The 19,743-nt window shown below is 73.5% G+C and carries 16 protein-coding genes and 1 pseudogene; 6 read left to right on the forward strand and 11 right to left on the reverse strand.

All coding sequences use genetic code 11. The annotated features are described in order from the left end of the window. The 3 genes and pseudogenes from AB0E14_RS16875 to AB0E14_RS16885 form a co-directional block, all read right to left on the reverse strand. A pseudogene (locus tag AB0E14_RS16875) lies at positions 1-1,152 on the reverse strand (hypothetical protein); the annotation flags it as partial. Next, positions 1,149-1,886: a polysaccharide deacetylase family protein gene (locus tag AB0E14_RS16880; RefSeq protein ID WP_362417678.1), complete on the reverse strand. Its 738-nt coding sequence runs from the start codon at positions 1,884-1,886 to the stop codon at positions 1,149-1,151. The gene AB0E14_RS16880 and the pseudogene AB0E14_RS16875, both read right to left, overlap by 4 nt. Continuing rightward, complete coding sequence (locus AB0E14_RS16885; RefSeq protein WP_362417681.1) at positions 1,883-2,422, reverse strand: hypothetical protein; 540 nt, start codon at positions 2,420-2,422, stop codon at positions 1,883-1,885. The genes AB0E14_RS16880 and AB0E14_RS16885 overlap by 4 nt, the downstream gene beginning before the upstream one ends. A gap of 228 nt (positions 2,423-2,650) precedes the next feature. On the opposite strand from AB0E14_RS16885, the gene AB0E14_RS16890 reads away from it, so the two are divergent. Then, positions 2,651-3,367, forward strand: coding sequence for a TetR family transcriptional regulator (locus AB0E14_RS16890; RefSeq protein ID WP_362417684.1), 717 nt, complete (start codon positions 2,651-2,653; stop codon positions 3,365-3,367). Positions 3,368-3,374: 7 nt separating this feature from the next. Here AB0E14_RS16890 and AB0E14_RS16895 read toward each other — a convergent pair whose 3' ends face one another. The 6 genes from AB0E14_RS16895 to AB0E14_RS16920 all read right to left on the reverse strand — a co-directional run bounded on the left by AB0E14_RS16895 (position 3,375) and on the right by AB0E14_RS16920 (position 10,202). Further along, positions 3,375-4,169 (reverse strand): glycosyltransferase family 2 protein, encoded by a 795-nt coding sequence (locus AB0E14_RS16895; protein ID WP_362417687.1) that lies wholly within the window; start codon positions 4,167-4,169, stop codon positions 3,375-3,377. Between the two features lie 184 nt (positions 4,170-4,353). After that, positions 4,354-5,451 (reverse strand): glycosyltransferase family 4 protein, encoded by a 1,098-nt coding sequence (locus AB0E14_RS16900; RefSeq protein WP_362417690.1) that lies wholly within the window; start codon positions 5,449-5,451, stop codon positions 4,354-4,356. After that, positions 5,448-5,645 carry a hypothetical protein gene (locus AB0E14_RS16905; RefSeq protein ID WP_362417693.1) on the reverse strand — a complete coding sequence of 66 codons (198 nt, stop codon included), beginning with the start codon at positions 5,643-5,645 and terminating at the stop codon, positions 5,448-5,450. The genes AB0E14_RS16900 and AB0E14_RS16905 overlap by 4 nt, the downstream gene beginning before the upstream one ends. Next, positions 5,627-7,444, reverse strand: a complete 1,818-nt coding sequence (locus AB0E14_RS16910; RefSeq protein WP_362417696.1) for a glycosyltransferase — start codon at positions 7,442-7,444, stop codon at positions 5,627-5,629. The genes AB0E14_RS16905 and AB0E14_RS16910 overlap by 19 nt, the downstream gene beginning before the upstream one ends. Further along, entirely contained in the window at positions 7,441-8,766 is a 1,326-nt protein-coding gene (locus AB0E14_RS16915) for a hypothetical protein (protein WP_362417699.1), read from the reverse strand. Before AB0E14_RS16915 ends, AB0E14_RS16910 begins: the two co-directional genes overlap by 4 nt. A gap of 662 nt (positions 8,767-9,428) precedes the next feature. Continuing rightward, on the reverse strand, positions 9,429-10,202 hold the full coding sequence (locus tag AB0E14_RS16920) for a glycosyltransferase family 2 protein (RefSeq protein WP_362417702.1): 774 nt from the start codon (positions 10,200-10,202) through the stop codon (positions 9,429-9,431). Between the two features lie 166 nt (positions 10,203-10,368). Here AB0E14_RS16920 and AB0E14_RS16925 point away from each other — a divergent pair, with 166 nt between their 5' ends. The 5 genes from AB0E14_RS16925 to AB0E14_RS16945 all read left to right on the forward strand — a co-directional run bounded on the left by AB0E14_RS16925 (position 10,369) and on the right by AB0E14_RS16945 (position 17,789). Next, complete coding sequence (locus AB0E14_RS16925) at positions 10,369-12,192, forward strand: glycoside hydrolase family 15 protein (RefSeq protein WP_362417705.1); 1,824 nt, start codon at positions 10,369-10,371, stop codon at positions 12,190-12,192. A 201-nt stretch (positions 12,193-12,393) separates the two neighbouring features. Further along, a complete protein-coding gene (locus AB0E14_RS16930; RefSeq protein WP_362417708.1) occupies positions 12,394-13,437 on the forward strand; it encodes a phosphatase PAP2 family protein in 1,044 nt (347 codons plus the stop codon). Between the two features lie 45 nt (positions 13,438-13,482). Further along, entirely contained in the window at positions 13,483-15,705 is a 2,223-nt protein-coding gene (locus tag AB0E14_RS16935) for an NADP-dependent isocitrate dehydrogenase (protein WP_362417711.1), read from the forward strand. Between the two features lie 96 nt (positions 15,706-15,801). Then, the gene (locus AB0E14_RS16940) at positions 15,802-16,131 is read left to right on the forward strand and encodes a hypothetical protein (protein ID WP_362417714.1); all 330 of its coding nucleotides are present in this window, start codon (positions 15,802-15,804) and stop codon (positions 16,129-16,131) included. A 116-nt stretch (positions 16,132-16,247) separates the two neighbouring features. Beyond that, positions 16,248-17,789: a sigma-70 family RNA polymerase sigma factor gene (locus AB0E14_RS16945; RefSeq protein ID WP_362417717.1), complete on the forward strand. Its 1,542-nt coding sequence runs from the start codon at positions 16,248-16,250 to the stop codon at positions 17,787-17,789. A gap of 27 nt (positions 17,790-17,816) precedes the next feature. Here the strand turns inward: AB0E14_RS16945 and AB0E14_RS16950 are convergent, their stop codons facing one another. After that, positions 17,817-18,491 (reverse strand): CAP domain-containing protein, encoded by a 675-nt coding sequence (locus AB0E14_RS16950; protein ID WP_362417720.1) that lies wholly within the window; start codon positions 18,489-18,491, stop codon positions 17,817-17,819. 263 nt (positions 18,492-18,754) lie between these two features. After that, positions 18,755-19,663: a universal stress protein gene (locus AB0E14_RS16955; protein ID WP_362417723.1), complete on the reverse strand. Its 909-nt coding sequence runs from the start codon at positions 19,661-19,663 to the stop codon at positions 18,755-18,757. Positions 19,664-19,743 lie beyond the last annotated feature (80 nt).

Consider the following 19,743-nt stretch of genomic DNA (forward strand, 5'->3'; position numbering starts at 1 on the left):
CGCCAGGACGATCCCGGCGGCCAGCAGGACGAAGGTGATCCGACGGCGGCGCAGCGCGCGGCTCTTGTCGGTCAGCACGACCATGGCACAGCCGAGGAAGAGGAACGCGACCTCCTGACGGGTCAGGAACATCATGTCCGTGAAGAACGTCGGAAAGATCATGAACAGGACGGCCGAAAGGACCGCCACGAACGGGGGCGCCACGTTGCGCACCGACCGGTGGACGAGCACCGGTGCGAGGGCGAAGAGGAGCGGCAGAACGGCCTTGAAGACGTACGGGCCGGGAATGTCGGTCAGCCGGACCCACGATGTCGGCAGCAGGGTGATGCTCAGGCACGCGTTGTACGGGTCGACGAACGCGGCCATGTCCCAGTGGCTCTGGGCCTCCGTCAGCCCGAAGGCCTCGTACTCGCGCTGGATGTCGTGGCCGGTGATGTACCAGCCGCGCAGCGAGCTGAGCAGGAGCAGTCCGGAGGCGGCGAAGAAGAGGCCGACCCCCACGACGGACGAGGAGTAGCGCCGGTACCTGGTCATCAGGAGCGCCAGGAGAACCCCGATGGTGACCAGCGCGGCGATGCTGACGCCGGAGCCCAGCCGGTTGTTCAGCCGTATCGGCCCCGCGACGGAGAGCGTGAGCGCGAGCGCGCCCAGGACCGTCACTGTGGCGAGGCCCGCCGGCAGGCCCTCCGCGCGGATCCGCTGCCACCACGCGGGAGCGGCCGGGTCCTTGGCCGGAGGGTCCGCCGAGGCCGCGACGGCCGCGACGGCCAGGGCCGAGGCGATGGCGAGCGCGGGGCGGCCGAGGGGCCCGTCCACTCCGACGAGCGGAAGGGCCGAGTTGACCGCCAGCGCCACGACGAGGGAGGTGAGGAGGGCCAGACCGCCGGCCAGCAGCACGCGACCGTCCCGCGTCGACACGATGCGGGAGGCGGGCCCGTACCACACCACGGTCGGCGCGCCGAGGAGGAGCCACACACCGGCCAGGGTCGGCAGCGGGGCGAGAACGGCGGGCAGGAGTTCGACGACGACGGCCAGGGCGCTCGCCGCGAGGACGACCCGGCGGGCGGCGACGCGCCGGCCGATCCGGCCCGCCACCCCCTCCGCCGACGCGGCGGCTGTCGCGGGGGCTCGTCGAGTCCGGTTCCCGGTCATCGCCGCACCTGCCCGGGGAGGTCGCGGTTGGACAGGTATCCGACCCCGGGTCGACCCGAGATGTGGGCGAGCACCCGCTCCAGGCGGTGCCAGTCGCGGTGCGCCTCCACCTCCCAGCTGTGGCCCCAGAGGTGGAACACACCACCCCGTTCGAGGCAGAGGTCGAACCACCGGAGAGCGAGGTCGTCCCACCGGAGGTACAGCCCGGCGGCCGTCCACGGCCGCAGCCGCGCCAGCCGGAGGGCGACCGGTCCGTCGACGCGGTGGGCGTAGGCATGGACCGTCGTGGGCAGTTCCAGGGGTGGACCCGCGGCGAGCGAGTTGCGGCGCACGGTGCGCGCGCGCCGGAAGCCCATCGCGCGGGCGGAGGCGACGTGGGCGGAGGTGTATTCGCCGCGCGGATAGCAGAAGCTGGTGACCGCCGTGCCCACCGTCCCCTCCAGTTCCTCCTTGCCGGCCCGCATCTCGTCCGCGGCCGCGCTGTCCGTCAGCATCGGCAGCCGCCGGTGCGTCAGCGTGTGCCCGCCGATCTCGAACCGCTCGGCCAGCTCGCGAACCCCGGCCGGGGACAGCCGGTCCCGGGCGGCGATCTCGACGTTGTGCGGCGCGATGTAGAACGTGCCGGCGATGCCGTACCGGTCGAGCAGCCCGCCGAGGCGGTCGTCGAGCCGGTGCCCGTCGTCCCAGCTGGTCGTCACCACGACACGGGAGTGCACGCGTGTCCCTTCGGTCATGGCGTGCTCCCCGGTGCCGGGGCGCCCTCGGCGGGCAGCCGGTAGTGCAGACTCTGACCGCTGTCCAGCAGCGCGACCCGCACGATGACGGACCCGTCCTGGAGCGGCAGCCGGGAGACGGCCGACGCGGGAGCGTCGGGGCCCGGCGTGAGGGCTGTCGTGGTCGACGCCGTGGTTCGGCCGTCGGACGCTTCGACCGAGACCCGCAGGTGGTGCGTTCGCTCACCGGGCCCGCTGTCGTCCACGGAGACCGGGACGAGCACCGAGTCTCCCCGCACGACCGGGTCGCGGGTGAAGTACAGCTCGGTGTACGCGGCCGGAACCGGGGAGAAGGACTGCTTCAGTTCCTTGCGGATCGCGGGTGTGGCCAACGCGACCGTGACGGCCACCGCGACCGCGAGGAGGACGAGGACCGTCCTGCGCAGCCGGGGCGACCCGTGCCGCGGGCGCGGGCGGGGGCGCAGTCGGCGCACCGAGCGTCGGCAGACTTCCGACGCCTCGGTCCATGCGAGCTTGGCAACCGACGGACTGCTCATCGCAGGTCACTCCGTGGGAACACCCGTAGCGGGCGCTCGGACGCTTGGAGACGCTTTCGGCGCACACGCGCGAACACACAGCCCCGAGCACGCAAGGCGCATACGACCTCCCGTTCGGGGTGTCCCCCCGGAACGGACGGCATCCGGTGTAAGATGACTTCGTCTATTTACGCCGTATACGTCCATACTCTTCCCTCTCCCGGTCGGAGTCAAGACGGAGGAACGTCCATGGCACAGGACTCGGCAGCAGGCCCCGCCCGCCGGGCGGGCGACCACGGGCGCCGCGGCCGGCTCAGCCGGGAGGTCGTGCTGGCGGCGGCCCTGGAACTCGTCGACCGGGAGGGCCTGTCCGCACTGAGCATGCGGCGGCTCGGCGCCGAACTCGGCGTGGAGGCCATGGCCCTGTACCGCTACGCCAACGGCAAGGACGCGCTCCTCGACGGGCTGGTCGAGGCCCTCCACCTGGAGTTGGAGCTCCAACTCGACGAGGGGCGGGCCGCCCCGGACGCCGACTGGCGAGCCGGCCTGCACCGGATCGCGGTGCACACCTACGAGGTGTGCCTCGGGCACCCCCATGTGGTGCCCCTGCTGGCCACCCGGATGTTGGCGGTGCCTCTGGCGCAACGGCCGCTCGCGGTGCTCAGGAGTCACGAGCGCATCCTCGCCCTGCTCGGGACGGCGGAACTCGGCCCGGCCCGGACCGCGGCCGCCTTCCGTGCCGTCACGGCCTGGATCCTCGGGTACGTGTCCGTGGAGCTGGGGCCCATGGTGGACAACCCCGCGGAAACCGATCCCTCGTTCCGGCTCGGCCTGCACCGCATGCCGGCCCAGGAACTCCCCACCCTGCGGGGGATCACCCCCGTACTCGCCGAGCGGGGCGGTCGCGCGGGTCTCGTCGTGGGCCTGGACGCCCTGCTCGACCGCTTCACGGCAGAGGACGTGTAGCGGGACCTCACGGCCGAGGAGGTGCAGCGGGGCCCGCGTTCACGCGGTGCCGCGGTCGCCGAGCGCCCCGGACGGCCGCGCCGGGCCTCCCGGCGGGCAGGGCGGCGGTGGACGTGCCCTGGCGGCGGAACCGGTGCACGAAGAGCTGGCAGAGGTTCGCCGTGCCGTCGTGCAGGGCGTGCAGCTTCACTTCGCCCCCGCGCACGCGGTACGTGATCGGGACCTCCAGGCAACGGCACCCCGCGAGCGTCGCCGCGTTCTTGATCTCCTGGGAGAACGCCATGCCCGTCGACCGGACGTCGAGGCTCTGCCAGACGTAGCGGCGGAACACCCACATGCCCGACTGCGAGTCGTGCAGTCCGTTGTGGAACAGCAGACGGCTCACCGTGCTCAGCACGTGGTTGCCCATCGCGTGGGTCGGATGCATCGCCTCGCGGTTGCCGGGGACGAGCCGGTCCGTCGTCAGGAACTCCACGTCCAGGGCGTCCAGGACCGTGAGCAGCCCCGGCAGCGCGTCGAACGGGTAGGTGCAGTCGGCGTCACCGGTGGCGATCACGTCCCCCCGCGCCGCAGCGAACCCCGCGTGGTAGGCGTTGCCGTAACCCCGCTGGGGCTGGGGGACCACGCGCGCCCCGAGCGAACGGGCGACATCCCCCGTGCCGTCGGTGGACGCGTTGTCCACCACGACCAATTCCGTCTCCCAACCCGCTTCCGCCAACTCCGCCACGGGGACGGTGGCGATCACAGCGGGCAGATTGGACGCCTCGTTGTAGGCGGGCATGACGACCGACAGGCTGCTCATCGCAGGTCACTCCGTGGGGAACACCCTCAGCGGGTTCTGGGGGAGCGTCGGAAATCTCCGCTGTAGACACACAACGTCGATTTACGACGTATACGTACACCTTGCGCCCTTCGGTGCCCGGCGTCAAGAGCAGCTCGGCGGGCGGGCCGGTGCCGTCCCGGTGACGGGGCACGGCCCGGCGGCCTCAGGTCAGCAACTCCCGGTACAGGGACCCGTACTGGGCCGCGAACCGCTCGGGTCCGAAGGACTCCTCCACGGTCGCCCGGCCGCGCTCCGCGAGCATGTCCCAGACCCGCGGCTGTTCGAGCAGCCAGGCCAGCTGCTGCCCGGTCCTGCGGGCATCACCGGCGGGAGCGCGCAGCACCGAGTCCCCGAACTCGGCGAACTGCGGAAGGTCGCTCAGAATGGCCGGCCGCCCGGTTGCCAGCGCCTGCAGGATGATGAGCGGGATGTCTGCCTTGCCACCGGTCACCGGCGGCGGGAAGAGCAGGACGTGCGCCGAGGCCAGCAGGGCGCGCATGTCGTCGACGAAGCCGCGCACGTCCACGTCGGTCAGACCCCCGGCCCCGGCTCGCTCCCTCAACTCCTCACGCAGCGTGGCCGTGTTCTGCCCCGGCCGCCCGCGCATGGCCAGGACAAGCCGGAACACCGCCCCGGACCGCGCCGCCTCCGCCGCCGCCTCGACGGCGGTCACGGCGCCGCCCCCCGGATCGAGACGGCCGGCGAAGAGGACGGTCGGCACACCCTCGGGGCGGGGAAGGAAGGGCCACTCGCTCAGCCGGATCATCGGCGGGATCACCCGCACGTCGCCGAAGTTCGCGGCACGCAGCCGCCTGGCCAGCGACTCCGACTGCGCGACCGTCGTCCCCAGCGGCCGGGTCCTCGCGAGCAGTCGCGCCTCCAGCACACCCGGCACGGTGTGGACGACCGGGCGCGCCCCCAGCATCAGGGGGCGCAGCCAGGAGAAGGCGGGGAAGGCGTGCCCGATCGTCAGGAACGCGTGGACGAGATCGGCGCGGCGGGCCGCGACACCCCCGGCGAGCGCGGCCTGCAGACGGACCGGAGCGTGCGGCGCGCCGTCCGGGGACCAGAGGCGGATCGCCCGGCCGACGGACGGCGGCGGCAGCCCGCGCCGCGCGGGCCACTGGGAGAACCAGAGGAACTCGATGTCGGGCAGGGCTCCGAGCACGTCCCTGGCCAGCGTCACGTCCGAACCGTCCGCACCGTCCAGCGGGCTGCCGGTCAGAAGGAGGACACGGGGCGGCCGTGCGCTGACGGTCATGAGCCACATCCGGGGTCGGCCGCCTGGTCCGTACCGGCCGACGGCGGGATCCGGTCAGGGGCTGGTGTCCCCCGCGTCGCCCCCTCGGAGGCGCGGGGCGGCTCGCCGATCGCGGTCGGCCGGCCCGGGCGCGACGACAGCACGACCGGCGGGTGGCTCGGCGCGATCGCGGTGGTCAGTGGGTCGTCGGCCATGCCCTGCCCCTCCTCTCCTTCCTCGGCCGTCGCCCGTGGACGGAACCGTCCACCAGACGACGCGTCAGGTCCAGGTATCGGCCCGTCATCTCGTCCCAGGTGTAGTGCTGCGCCGCCTGCCCGGCCTGCCGCCCGAGCGCGCGCCGGGCCCGCTCGTCGGCGGCCAGCATCCGCATCCGGTCGCCCAGCGCGGCGACGTCGAACGGCGGCACGGCGATATCGCCCCCGTCGCGCATCCACCGCAGAGCGGGCAGATCGAAGTGCACGACCGGCTTCCCGTACGACATGCCTTCGAGCGCCACCAGGCCGAAGGTCTCGTGGCGCGACGGCATGACCAGGAACGCACAGCTGCGTAGAAGATCCCGTTTGAGCGCCTCCCCGGCGTACCCCACCCAGCGGACGCTGCCCGGGTGCGCGGCGAGCAGCGCCGCCAGCTTGCGTTCCTCCGCCTGCGTACCGCTGCCCGCGAGCACCAGCGGCAGCGGAGGACGGCTCCGCCAGTACGCCTCCAGGAGCAGGTCGAGCCCCTTGATCCAGGTGTCGATCCGCCCCAGGCAGAGGATGTGGTCGCCGGTGCCGATCCGGGCGTCGTCGATCTGCCGCTGCTCGACGCCGTTGGCGACGACCTGGACGTCCGCCCGGGGGCTGAGTCGTCGCACGGCGGAGGCGTCGGCCTCGTTCATCACCACGATGTGCCGATAGCAGCGCAGCCGTGCCTTCTCCACCAGGAAGAACGGGAGGTGGTAGCGGCGCCCCAGCGCCTCGGCGCTGCGGCCCTGGTCGATCCCGACCACCGGCGCGCGCGAGAACAACGGCAGGAAGCTCGTCGAGAACGGGGGCGTGAGGCTCTCCAGCCACGCGTCGTGGGGAAGCCTGCGGGCCATGAAGGGGAGCATCGTCACGAAGAGCAGCTGCCCGGCGCGCGGACCGGTCCGGCGGACCGGGAGGCGGACGTAACGGATGCCGTCGTCGTGGAGAGAGCCGGCGCGCCTGCCGGCCGTCACGACGGTCACGTCGAACTCCTCCGACAGGCGCCGGGCGACCTTCTCGACCGCCAGAGCCCCACCGCCTCCGTGTTCGGCGCCGGCCGCGTCGTCGTAGACCGAGACGACGACCCGCTTCCGCCGCGCCGGGTGCGTGCCCTCACCACCGTCCGGGAGGCGCCGCGTCCGGAGCGTGCCGAGCACCTGCTCCAGTGCCTCGGCCGCGACCCGCGCCGGAGTATGCCCGCCGTCGAGCCGGGCCACCCGGGGCAGGCGGGTGGCCCAGTCGCGGTACCGGGCCCACCGGAGAGCCGGCAGCCCGGCCGCACGGTCCCGGCCACGCCCGCGCGATGCGACGGGAGCGGCTTCCACCAGCAGGGTCAGGTCGTAGTGGTGGACGAGCCGGGCGAATCGGTCGGAAGCCAGATGCCCGGGCGGGAAGCCGAACGCGACCAGCTCGTCCAGCGGTCCGCCGTCCGTCAGGACGACGGCCGGACGCCCCCGGGCGTGTGCCGACAGGGCGCGCCGTGTGGCACGCGTCCGTACGGACAGGTCGCAGGAGTCGAGCAGGGCATGGGCGCGGCGCGCCCACGATCCCCGGCGCGGGGGACCGTCAGGGCGCCGTGCGGTCTCCTCCTCATCCCTCATCCGCGGAGGAGAGTCGAACCGGCGGCGCGGGAAGCGGCCGTCGCAGGAGAGCGTCCTCACCTCGAAGCCGTGCTGTCGCAGCAGCTCGGCCAGGCGCCGGACCAGCGAGGACCTGCCCGCGCCCGCGGGGCCGGACACCGCGATCAGGAGAGGCCGCGCCGTGTTCATGACGTGCGCCTCCGCAGTCGCCCGGTCACCACGAGCGGCACTCGCAGAGCGACCTCGCGGGCCGCGGTGGAGGCCCGCCCACGGGTCAGCAGGTGTCCGGCGTGCTCCATTCCGGTGCGCAGCGAGGTCGCGACGGGCAGCGGCAGGGGGAGTTGGACGAACTCGCCCCGGTCCAGCGCGGCCATCGTCCGGGTCGCGAGGTCCAGGGCCCGGTCCGCACCTGTGGACCAGCCCTCCCGGGCGGTCTGGGCGCGTGCCTCGGCCACGACCTCGGGCGCCAGCAGTTCGCGCAGCGCGAGGAGTTCGGACAGGTCGAGCGACTGGTCGCGGAACAACCCCCGGGCCAGCCGGATCCGCAGCCGGTCGGCGGGGCAGGGGACCAGCCAGGCGCGGCCGTCGTGGTCGGGGACGGCATGGGCGAAGAGGCGGCCCGTCGCCATGACCGAGACGCCGCGCCAGGCGACCGATGTGTGCAGCTGGGCGGAGGGGCCGTCGGCCGGTTCCAGGGCCACGGAGGTGGACCGCTCCAGCCAGTGCGCCGACCGCTCCACGTACCAGCCGCTCAACGCCTTCTGGGCGGCCTTCCAGCACTCCGTGGGGACGACCAGGTCGAAGTCTCCGTGGACGACGTCCCCGGACAGGTCGGCCCTGATGAGCACCGCGGGGATGTCCGCGGCGCCCAGCCGGTCCGTCGACTGGACGAGGTTGCGCCGGAAGCGGCGCGCGGCGTCGCTCACCGCGTCGAGCGTCGTGGCCAGTTGACGCGGGTAGGCCCGAGCGAGTCGGCCCTCCACCCGGTTGCCCCGGGCGAAGGCCAGGGCGGCCAGCAGCTCCTCGTCGGACGCGGGCCGCACGTCGTCCCGCCAGACGGCGTCGACGAGCAGGCGGAGGGAGGGTTCGGTGTTCTGGTCGGTACCCCGGCCGAGACCCGGCGCGTCCGGCCCTGTCCGGCGCGACCGGGTCCCGACCGGGAGCCCGGGCCCGGCGGCGCGTTGCGGGGCGGCGCGTCCGGCGGACCCCTGTCGGCCCGCCTCGCGGATGAGCAGGACGCCCAGAGCGACCACCGTCCCGCACATCCCGCCGATCGCCGCCCCCGGCACGCCGCCGGGGGCCCAGCCGACGACCGTCGGCCCGGACACCTGCGAGAGCGGACCGGCGAGCAGTCCGGCGAGCAGCGCAGGCGGCACCCCGAAGGCGCGCGACACCTGCGCGAAGGTCGCCAGGAGTCCCAGCGCGCCGAGGGAGAGCCCGGCGAGCGCCGTGTCCGCTCCGAGCGTGCCCGGCTTCGCGTACCCGTACGGGAGGGCGCCGACGGTCGTCATGGCCACACCCCCCGCGGAGGGCTCGGCGTGCCGACGAGTGCGTCCCGGCCGCCGGCGAGCGAGACGGTCGCCTCGCGCACGTCGAGCTTCCTCAGGGCCTCCGGCGCCCGCACCTCGTCACTGCCGTGCGGCAGCGGCCGGAAGCTGTCCCCGCCCTGGTCCCGGGCGGGGGGCCGGCACGTCTGATGCCCGGGTCGCTGCTCGTGCTCCGACCCGGGCAGGGCGCGTGTCGTCGGTGCCGCGGGCCGCATGGGGACCAAGGGGCCGCGGTGGCCCGCGCGTTCGGGGTGTCCGGCGGGTTCCGATGGTGAGCCGTGTGAGCCGCTGCCGCGTCGGTTCCGCGCCGCGCGGGCGCGGACGGTACGGGAACGCCGGCGTCGGGCGGTCGTCCGCGGGCGGCGCGGGACGGAGCGGCAGGTGCGGACCGCGGGCAGGAACCGGTCGGTCGCACGCCGTCCCGGATGGGCCGTCGGGTGGCGGGCAGGGACGTGCGAGCCGCGGCGCCTGGACCCGGCCGTGGGCCAGTCGGTCACCCGCCGCAGTGGATGCGGACCGGGTGCCGCCGGCGTTCGACTGACGCGCTCTGCGGTCACGACGTACTACTTCCGACCACCGACCCTCGCGAGGGTCCGGGTCTCACGTACGGAGAAAAATGCCTGACTTCAACCGTTAGCATCCGATATCTGATCCGTCAAGCGGGGATGCGCGCCCTTGGCGCCCTCCGTGCGCTCCGTGCGCTCGGCGCCCGTGTGCCTGGCGCGCCGTGTCCGGGGCGCGAGCCGGAGCAGGGCGTTGTGCGGGCGTTCGTCGAGCAGCCCGCCAAGGATGCGGGCCCCGTCACGGACCGTGCGGGGGTGCGACGGGCCGTGGTGGCCGGGCCGTTCGACGCTGGGCACCTCGGCGACGCGCAGCCCGTAGTGCAGGGCGTGGGTGACGAGTTCTGCGCCCAGTTCGACGCCGTCCTCCCGCAGGTCGAGGAGGTCGACGAAGCCCCTGCGGAAGGCGCAGAAGCCGTACCAGAGGTCGGTGAGCCGTTGACCGTACAGCCGTCGGGCCACGCGGAGCAGCGCGCCGTGTCCGGCCCGGCGCAGCAGCGGATAGTCGGCGCTGCCGCCGCCCGCGATGAAGCGCGAGCCCTTGACGAAGTCGTATCCGCTGTCGAGGTAGTGCAGGTAGTGCGGGATCTCCTGCGGCGCCATGCTGCCGTCCGCGCCCATCAGCACGATCAGGTCTCCGGTGGCGGCGATCAGGCCCGCGTGCGGGATGTCGCCCGCCTCGCAGTTCCACGGTCCGAGCGCGCGCACGGTCACGGAGCCGGCGCTCCCCCCGGGTGCCGTGTGCCCCACGAGGACGACCTCGTGGACGTCGGCAGGCAGCTGGTCGAGCAGCCAGCCGGGGTCGCGGTCGCCGGGGCGCACCGGCACGACCAGAGTCACGGAACGGCCGTCGGCCCCCGGCGCGCGGTCGGTCGACCGGCGCATCGGATGTGGCCCGTTACCCATCGGTACGGCTTTCTGCAGAAGCTCTCCGGAATCCGAGAGCGACCTTTCTCAGGATCCTGCGCGGAATGCCGCGCCGTCAAGGCGGGATTACAATCCCCACATGGCAGGGCGAATTGAGGACTACGCCCTCATCGGTGATCTGGAGACGGCCGCGCTCATCGGAATGGACGGTGCTGTCGACTGGTGGTGCGCACCCCGATTCGACTCACCCGCCTGTTTCGCCGCGATTCTGGGAGACGAGTCCCACGGCCGGTGGAGTCTTTCACCGGTCGGCAACCGACCGTGCAACCGGCGGAGTTACCGCGGCGATTCCCTCGTCCTCGAATCGGTCTGGGAGACCGTCTCGGGCGCCGTGCGCATCACGGACTTCATGCCGCCCCGCGAGGAGACCCCGCGGATCGTCCGGCTCGTCGAGGGCATCTCCGGACGGGTGGACCTGCACGGGGAGTTGAGGCTGCGATTCAACCACGGCAGCGTCGTCCCCTGGTCCTACCCGGTCGACGGGCGCACGGTGGCGACGGTCGCGGGTCCGGACGCGGCCTACCTCATCTCCGGACCGGGCGCCGAGGTCGCCGTCACCAACTCCTGCACCACCATCGACTTCTCGGTGACGGCCGGTCAGCAGGTCTCCTTCGTCCTCGGCTGGCGGCCCTCCCATTCGGCGCCCCCCGCCTTTCCGGACGTGCCCGCGGAATTGGACCGCACGCTCGCCTTCTGGAAGGAATGGGCCGGGCAGCTCCGTTATGACGGGCCGTACCGCGAAGCCGTCATCCGATCGCTGCTCACGCTGAAAGCCCTCACCTACGAGCCGACCGGCGGCGTCATCGCCGCGGCCACCGCCTCGCTGCCGGAATCCATCGGCGGCCAGCGCAATTGGGACTACCGCTTCTGCTGGCTGCGCGACTCCACCTTCACCCTCTCCTGTCTGCTGCGCAGCGGGTATCACCGCGAGGCGCTCGCCTGGAAGGACTGGCTCGTCCGCACCGTCGCCGGAGACCCGGCGGACCTCCAGCCGCTCTACGGAGTCGCCGGGCAGCGCAACCTCCCCGAGACGCGCGCCGACTGGCTGCCCGGCTACGAAGGGTCCCGGCCGGTCCGGCTCGGCAACGCGGCCGTCGACCAGTTCCAACTCGACATCTACGGCGAGGTGTTGAGCACCATCTACTCGGCCGTCCGGGCCGGCGTCGCCATCGACCCGCACGTCTGGAGCCTGATGGCCGCACTCCTCGAATACGTCGAGAAACGACGGCAGGACCCCGACGAGGGGATCTGGGAAGTGCGCGGCCCACGGCGCCACTTCGTCCACTCCAAGATCATGGCCTGGGTCGCCGCCGACCGCGCCCTGCGGCTCGCCCGCGTCGCCGGACAGCGCACCTCCGTCCGGCGCTGGCAGGCACTCCGCCACGACCTGCGCGCGGAGGTGTGCGCGCTCGGCTGGAGCGACGAACAGCGCTCGTTCGTCCAGTACTACGGAGCCCGCCGGATCGACGCGACCGCGCTGCTGATCCCCCGGCTCGGCTTCCTCCCGGCGTCCGACCCCCGCGTCCTGAGCACGGTCGACGCGATGTCCCGCCTCGACGAGCAGGGCTTCCTGCGGCGGTACGCGGACGTGAGCAACGGCGAGGTGCACGAGGTCGACGGCCTCGACGGCGCCGAAGGGGCCTTCCTGGCCTGCACGTTCTGGTACGCCGACGCCCTGGCGATGACCGGGCGCCCGGCCGAGGCCCGAACCGTCTTCGAGCGCGTCCTCGACGTCCGCAACGACGTAGGCCTGCTCTCCGAGATGTGGGACCCGAACGCCCGCCGTCAGCTGGGCAACACACCTCAGGCGCTCAGCCACGTGGCCCTGGTCAACACGGCCTTCACGCTCTTCGGAACCCGTCGGCACGATCGTTCACCCGCCGGTCGCGCGGCTGTGGCGTGATCCCGCCGACGCCGGTCGAAGGGGGCGGGCTGTGGACGCGCGCGGGTGCTTCGCATGGCGAGCGGCATCATCGGGCTGCTGCTCGGGGGCGGCGGTGCCGCGGCGCTCCGGCACGGTCGGCTGTTCCCCTCCTGAGCGCTCGGCGATTCGTTCGGGTGCGTCCAGCGGGCGCCCCGGACCCCGGCGGGTTCGAATCGGAGCATGGCTCCCTACGACAGGCTCCGCACCGACGGCAGCGCGCAGCCCCTGGAGACCGGCACCTGGTGGTACGCCGCCGTCGCCGGTGAAGCGGCCGACTCCTTCAGCGCCCGCGTCCGCAAGCGGATGCGGCGCGCCTGCCTCGGCTCGGTCCTGCTCATGGCGATCGTCTACGCCGGACTCGTCCTGACCGCGACGGGGCAGCGCTGGGAGAACGCCGTCCTCACCGGCCGGCTCACCGACGAGACGCTGGCCGCCGCCCACGAGGCGAACCGCACGCTCCAGCACATCACGCTCTCCTCCCTGGCCGCCGCCCTGCTCCTGCTGGCCGCCATCGGCACGATCCGCAGGCGGTACGCGCTGACGGCCGCCGCGGTCTGCACCGTCGCCATGTCCCTGCTCCTGACCGAGGTCCTCAAACGCTTCCTCCTGGTCAGGCCCGACCTGGTCGGCGCGCCCCCGCACCTGACCCAGAACAGCTTCCCGAGCGGACACACCACGATCGCGACCAGCGTGATGTTCGGGCTCGTCCTCGTCGTCCCGTACCGGCTCCGCGGCCTCGCCGTCGGCCTGAGCGCCCTGTGGGCGATCGCCGTCGGGGCGTACACCGTGGCCGCCGGCTGGCACCGCCCCAGCGACGTGATCGGCGCCGACCTCCTCGTCCTCGCCGTGGGCTGCGGCCTCCTCGCGATCATCGCCCGCCGGGGCAAGGTCGCCCCCGCCCGCACGCGCCGCCGCCCCTACCGCACGCTCTTCGTGATCCTGCCCCTGACCCTCGCCGCCGCCGGAGGTCTGGGCCTCGGAACCGTCCTCCTCGTCGACTCCATGTTCCTCCTCGACCCGGCCGACCCGGCCCTCCCGCGCGTCGCCTACCAGGCCGGACACGCCCTCGCCGTCGGGGCGGGCGCGGCCGCCGCACTGCTGCTCCTCGGCCTGCTCCGCCGCGTCGACCTGGACGCCTGCCCCGCCCCGTACCGGCTCACGGGCACCCTCGCGAACGAGGAGGCGGGGCCCTTTCCCACCGAGGCCGATCACGAGATATCTTGATGTCGAGCAATCTCGCAGACGCAGACGTGGAGCGGAGCACACCCGGTGACTGACTCGACCATCATCTACACCCACACTGACGAGGCGCCCGCCCTGGCGACGTACTCGTTCCTGCCCGTGATCCAGGCCTACGCCTCGACGGCCGGAGTCAATGTCGAGACCCGTGACATCTCCCTGGCCGGGCGCATCATCGCCGGCTTCCCCGAGCGTCTCGAAGAGGGCCAGCGCATCGCCGACGCCCTCGCCGAGCTCGGCGCGCTCGCCAAGACGCCCGAGGCCAACATCATCAAGCTGCCGAACATCTCGGCGTCCATCCCGCAGCTGAAGGCCGCGATCGCCGAGCTCCAGGCGCAGGGCTACGCCCTCCCGGACTACCCGGACGACCCGCAGACCGACGAGGACAAGGACGTCCGGGCCCGCTACGACAAGGTCAAGGGCTCCGCCGTCAACCCGGTCCTGCGCGAGGGCAACTCCGACCGCCGCGCCCCCGGCTCGGTCAAGAACTACGCCAAGACCCACCCGCACCGCATGGGCGCCTGGTCGGCCGAGTCCAAGACCAACGTCGCCACCATGGGCCAGAACGACTTCCGCTCCACCGAGAAGTCCGTCACCGTCGCCGAGGCCGGCAGCCTGCGCATCGAGCACGTCGCCGCCGACGGCACCACCACCGTGCTGCGCGAGTCCGTCCCGGTCCTCGCCGGCGAGGTCGTCGACGCCTCCGTCATGCACGTCGCCGCCCTGCGCACCTTCCTCGGCGAGCAGATCGCCCGCGCCAAGGCCGAGGACGTGCTCTTCTCCGTGCACCTCAAGGCGACGATGATGAAGGTCTCCGACCCGATCGTCTTCGGCCACGTCGTGCGCGCCTTCTTCCCGAAGACCTTCGCGAAGTACGGCGAGGCGCTCGTCGCCGCCGGTCTGTCCCCCAACGACGGCCTCGGCACCATCCTGAACGGCCTGGAGAACGTCCCGCACCTCGGTGCCGAGATCAAGGCCTCCTTCGACGCCGAGATCGCCGAGGGCCCGGCCCTCGCCATGGTCGACTCCGACAAGGGCATCACCAACCTGCACGTGCCGTCCGACGTCATCGTCGACGCCTCGATGCCGGCCATGATCCGCACCTCCGGCCACATGTGGGGCCCGGACGGCCAGGAGGCCGACACCCTCGCCGTCCTCCCGGACAGCAGCTACGCCGGTGTCTACCAGGCCGTCATCGAGGACTGCCGCGCCCACGGCGCCTTCGACCCGTCGACCATGGGCTCCGTCCCCAACGTCGGCCTCATGGCGCAGAAGGCCGAGGAGTACGGCTCCCACGACAAGACCTTCGAGATCGCCGCGGCCGGCACCGTCCGCCTCGTCGACGCCGCGGGCGACGTGGTCCTGGAGCAGGAGGTCGCCGAGGGCGACATCTTCCGCGCCTGCCAGACCAAGGACCTCCCGATCCAGGACTGGGTCAAGCTCGCCGTCACCCGCGCCCGCGCCACCGGCGCCCCGGCCGTCTTCTGGCTGGACGAGACCCGCGCCCACGACGCGCAGCTGATCGCCAAGGTCAACGCCTACCTGCCGGAGCACGACACCGAGGGCCTGGAGATCAAGATCCTCGCCCCGGTCGACGCGACGACGTTCTCCCTGGAGCGCATCCGCCGTGGCGAGGACACCATCTCCGTCACCGGCAACGTCCTGCGTGACTACCTGACCGACCTCTTCCCGATCCTGGAGCTGGGCACCAGCGCCAAGATGCTGTCGGTCGTCCCGCTGATGGCGGGCGGCGGCCTCTTCGAGACGGGCGCCGGCGGTTCCGCCCCGAAGCACGTCCAGCAGCTCGTCAAGGAGAACTACCTCCGCTGGGACTCCCTCGGCGAGTTCTTCGCCCTGGCCGCCAGCTTCGAGCACCTGGCCACCACCACCGGCAACGCCCGCGCCCAGGTCCTCGCCGACACCCTCGACCGCGCCACCGGCACCTTCCTCAACGAGGACAAGTCGCCGACCCGTCGCGTCGGTGGTATCGACAACCGCGGCAGCCACTTCTACCTGTCCCTGTACTGGGCCCAGGAGCTGGCCAAGCAGACCGACGACGCGCAGCTCGCCGAGGCCTTCGCGGGCCTGGCCAAGACCCTGACCGAGCAGGAGTCGGCCATCGTCTCCGAGCTGAACGCCGTCCAGGGCTCCCCGGCCGAGATCGGCGGCTACTACCAGCCGGACCCGGCCAAGGCCGCCGCGGTGATGCGCCCGTCCGCCACCTTCAACGAGGCCATCGCGTCCCTCGCCTGACCCTGGCGCGACAGCCGAACCGCCCCGGCCGGGATTCCTCCGGCCGGGGCGGTCCCGTCGGTGGCGGATGTGGCATCCGGGTGTGAACCTGGATGGATGAGCTGGGCATCATGGACGACCCCCGGCGTCTACACCGGGCGCGGTGGGGTGCTCACCGACGAGGTCGGTACGGTCACGGGCGACATGACCGTGCACACCACCTGGGTAGATGGCGAAGCACGCGTAGCCGTGCAGTACACCGGCGCCTCCGACTGGTTCACCATGGCGGGCAGTCCGGTGCCGTGTGCCTCCGAGGCGGAGAGCCGCGAACTCCACGCGGCCGCCGTCGAAGCGGTACGGGAAGGGCACGCGGCGACCGTGCCGTACCTGCCCCACCCACCCGTACAGGGACTGCCCGCGGGACAGCCCCCACAGGACAACACCTAGGATGCGCCTCCGGCCGGAGACCCGACGTCTTCCGGCCACGGAAGTGTTATCCCACCCGCTCCCACGGGTCTCCTCAGGACGGGACGGTACGGACCCAGGACGAGGGAGCAGGGCACATGCACAGCGACGAGCGCGGCACGGCCGCACTGGTGGACGCGGCCGTGTCGGGAGACCCGCACGCCGGTGAGCGGCTCGTCCGCGCGTACCTTCCGCTGGTCTACAACATCGTGGGCCGCGCCCTCGACGGGCACGCGGACGTCGACGACGTCGTCCAGGAGACGATGGTCCGCGCCCTGGACGGGCTGCCCGGGCTGCGTGACCCCGAGCGCTTCCGGTCCTGGCTCGTCGCCATCGCGACCAACCAGATACGCCGGCGCTGGCGGGAACGGCAGAGCGGCCCCGTCCCCGGCCTCGACCGGGCGGCCGAGCTGGCCGACCCGGCCGGCGACTTCGTCGACCTGACCATCCTCCGGCTCGGCCTCACCGGCCAGCGGCGCGAGGTCGCGGAGGCCACCCGCTGGCTCGACGACAGCGACCGCGAGGTCCTCGCCCTGTGGTGGCTCGAGGCGGGCGGCGAACTCGACCGCGCCGAACTGGCCGGGGCGCTCGCCGTCACCCCGGCGCACGCGGCGGTCCGCGTCCAACGGATGAAGGAGCGCCTGGAGACCGGCCGGACGGTCGTCCGCGCGCTCGGCGCCCGGCCGCGCTGTGCGGAGCTCGCGCGACTGGCCGCCGACTGGGACGGCGTCCCCTCCCCACTGTGGCGCAAGCGCGTCGCCCGCCATGTCACCCCCTGCCGCCGGTGCCTGCCACCCCGCTCCGACCTGGCCCCCGCCGAGGCGCTCCTGGTGGGCCTCGGCCTGGTGTCGCCGGTCCTGCTGTGGGGCGCGGCGGGTGCGGAGACCCAGGCGGCGGCGTGGGCGGCCGACGCCGCCACGGCGCCGCAGACCGCCGCCGCCCCGAACGGCGGCGCGGGCCCCGAGCCGCTGACGGATCCGGCCGCCGCCGATCTCGGGACCGTCGGCGCGGGCGGCGGGGGCTCGCTCGGCCGGGCCTGGATCGCCGGGGCGGTGGCCGTCGGGGTCCTCGGCGGCCTCATCCTGCTCGTACCCTCCGAGCCCGAGAAGCCCGCGCCCGCGCCCGCCGCCCCCGTGGCGGCGCCCCCGGCAGACCGGCCGACGACACCCCTGCCGACCACCACCAGCCCCACGCCCACCCCGACGCCCACCCGGTCGCCCTCCCCGAAGCCGACGCCCACGCCGCAGCGGACGACGACCGCGGAGGAGCGGCTCACCCGACTCGTCAACCAGCGGCGGGCGCAGGAGGGTTGCGCACCGCTGCGGACCGATCCCCGGCTCGACGACGCGGCCCGCGCCTACGCGCGGGACATGGTCCGGCGCGGCTACTACGCGCACAGCAGCCCGGAAGGCCGGTTCGCGGACGCGCGCATCTCGGCCGCCGGATACGAGTGGTCGGCGTGGGCCGAGAACCTGGCGCGCGGCAGCTCCGACCCGGCCGCCGTCTTCGACGACTGGATGGACGGCTCGATGCACGAGCGCAACATGCTGGACTGCGCCTACCGGGACACCGGTGTGGCCGCCGTCTCCGGGCCCGACGGCACGGTGTGGGTGCAGAAGCTGGCCGCGCCCGCGCCGTGAGACCACGTCCTTGACGGGGTGGCCGGATCAGCGCCGGGTGCCGAAGTTCTGCACCCACCACGTCCCGTTGGCCGTCAGGGTCACCCCCACGCCGATGTCCTTGAACGCGCAGTTGAGAATGTGGCGGCGGTGCCCGTCGCTGCCCATCCAGTCCTCCATCGCCTGGACGGGGGTCTTCGGGCCGCGGTGGATGTTCTCCGCCCAGCTCGACCACGCGTACCCGGCCGCCGTGATCCGGTCGCCGGCGTCCTTGCCCTCGGGCGTCGTGTGCTCGTAGTAGCCGCGGTCCGCCATGTCGTCCGCGTGCGCCTGGGCGGACTCGGCCAGCCGGTGATCGGCGCGCAGCGGCGCGCAACCGGACTTCTCCCGCTGGGTGTTGGCGAGCGCGATGACCTCCTCTACGTACCGCCCGCCCTTCCCGCCTACCGCGGACTCGGCACCGGGCGCCTGCTCCTGCGCCGCTTTGTCCGGCGCGGAGGTCTGCTCCGGTACCGCCTTCTCCGGCGCGGTGGTCCGCTCCGGCGTCGCCGGGGCCTGTGCGGCCGGGGAGGCGGCGGGTTCCGGTGCGGACCTTCCGGCGAGCGGCGCCAGGTTCGGGTGCGCGACGGCCTCCGAACGGGTGGCGGACGGGGTCCCCCGGGTCGCCACGTACGCCCCGGCGGCCACAGTGAGGACGACGGCGGCCGTTCCCGCGAGCGTCACCGCCGTACGGAAGGAAGGACCCCGGCGGGTCCGAGGACCCGCGCCCCCGCCCCTGCGGTGACGGCTCCCGTCGTGCGTCGGCTGTTCGTCGGGGCTCGTTGCGTCGTGGTGTGCCATGGGCTCCGCTCTCTTCTCCGGGGCCGCCGGACCGTCCGGCGCGGGAGAGCCGCCGGGGCGGCGGTCAGAACACTTTCCGGCGCCGGTCCGTTCGACACTCCTCGTCAACCCGGCCCGTCAACACGCCGCCCCGTGGAGCCACCGCATCACTCGTGGGGCACGACCGCCACCGGGCACGGCGCCAGGTGCAGCGCGGCGTGCGCCACCGAACCGATCCGGGACCCGAGCGCCCCGCGCCTGGCCCGCCGCCCCACCACCAGGAGCCGCGCGGCACCCGAGGAGGAGAGCAGCACCTGACCCGCGCTCCCGATCTCCACCTGCTCCGTCACCCGCACCTCCGGGAACCGCTCCCGCCACGGCGCCAGGGCCTCGCGGAGCGCCTTCTCCTCGTACGGGACGAGCCCGCCGGCCTCGTCGGCGAGCGCCATCGACGCGGGGCTGTAGGCGTACAGGGACGGTACGCTCCACGCCCGTACCGCCCTGAGCGTGGCCCCCCGCGCCGCCGCCGCGGCGAACGCGAAGCCGAGGGCCGGGGCGCTGTCCTCCGGGCCGCCCTCCTGGCCGACGACGATCTCGCCGCCCTCGTCCCCGGCGTCCCCGTCGCCCTCGCGGCCCTCGGGGCCGTCCGTCTCGGCGGCGTCCCGCGTCCTGACGGCCACGACCGGGCGGGTGGCGGCCGCGATGATCTGCTGACCGTGGGAGCCGAGCAGGAAGCCCACCACCCGCCCGTGCCCGCGCGAGCCGATGACGAGCATCTCGGCCCGCTCCGCGGTGCTCAGCAGGGCCGCGACCGGTGTGTCGGGCAGGACCTCGGCGGTGAGGGCGAGGCCCGGATGCCGGCCGGCGACCGTCGACTCGGCCGCCCGCAGCACCTCTTCGGCCATCCGGTCCTGGCGCGCGCGGTCCTGGTCGAGCGGGACGTTGAGCGGTTCCGACCGCCAGGCGTACACGAGCCGGAGCCCGAGACCGCGGCGCACAGCCTCCCGGGCGGCCCAGTCGGCCGCGACGAGACTCTCGGGCGAACCGTCCACACCGGCGACGATCTCGCGACTCATCAGGCTGCCTCCCTCACTTCCGTGGCGGGCCGGGCCGAGGGCCGGGCCCCTCTGCCTTCCAGCTTGGGCCCGACGGCCGC

The sequence above is a fragment of the Streptomyces sp. NPDC047981 genome (genome assembly GCF_040653315.1).
Taxonomy (GTDB): Bacteria; Actinomycetota; Actinomycetes; order Streptomycetales; family Streptomycetaceae; genus Streptomyces.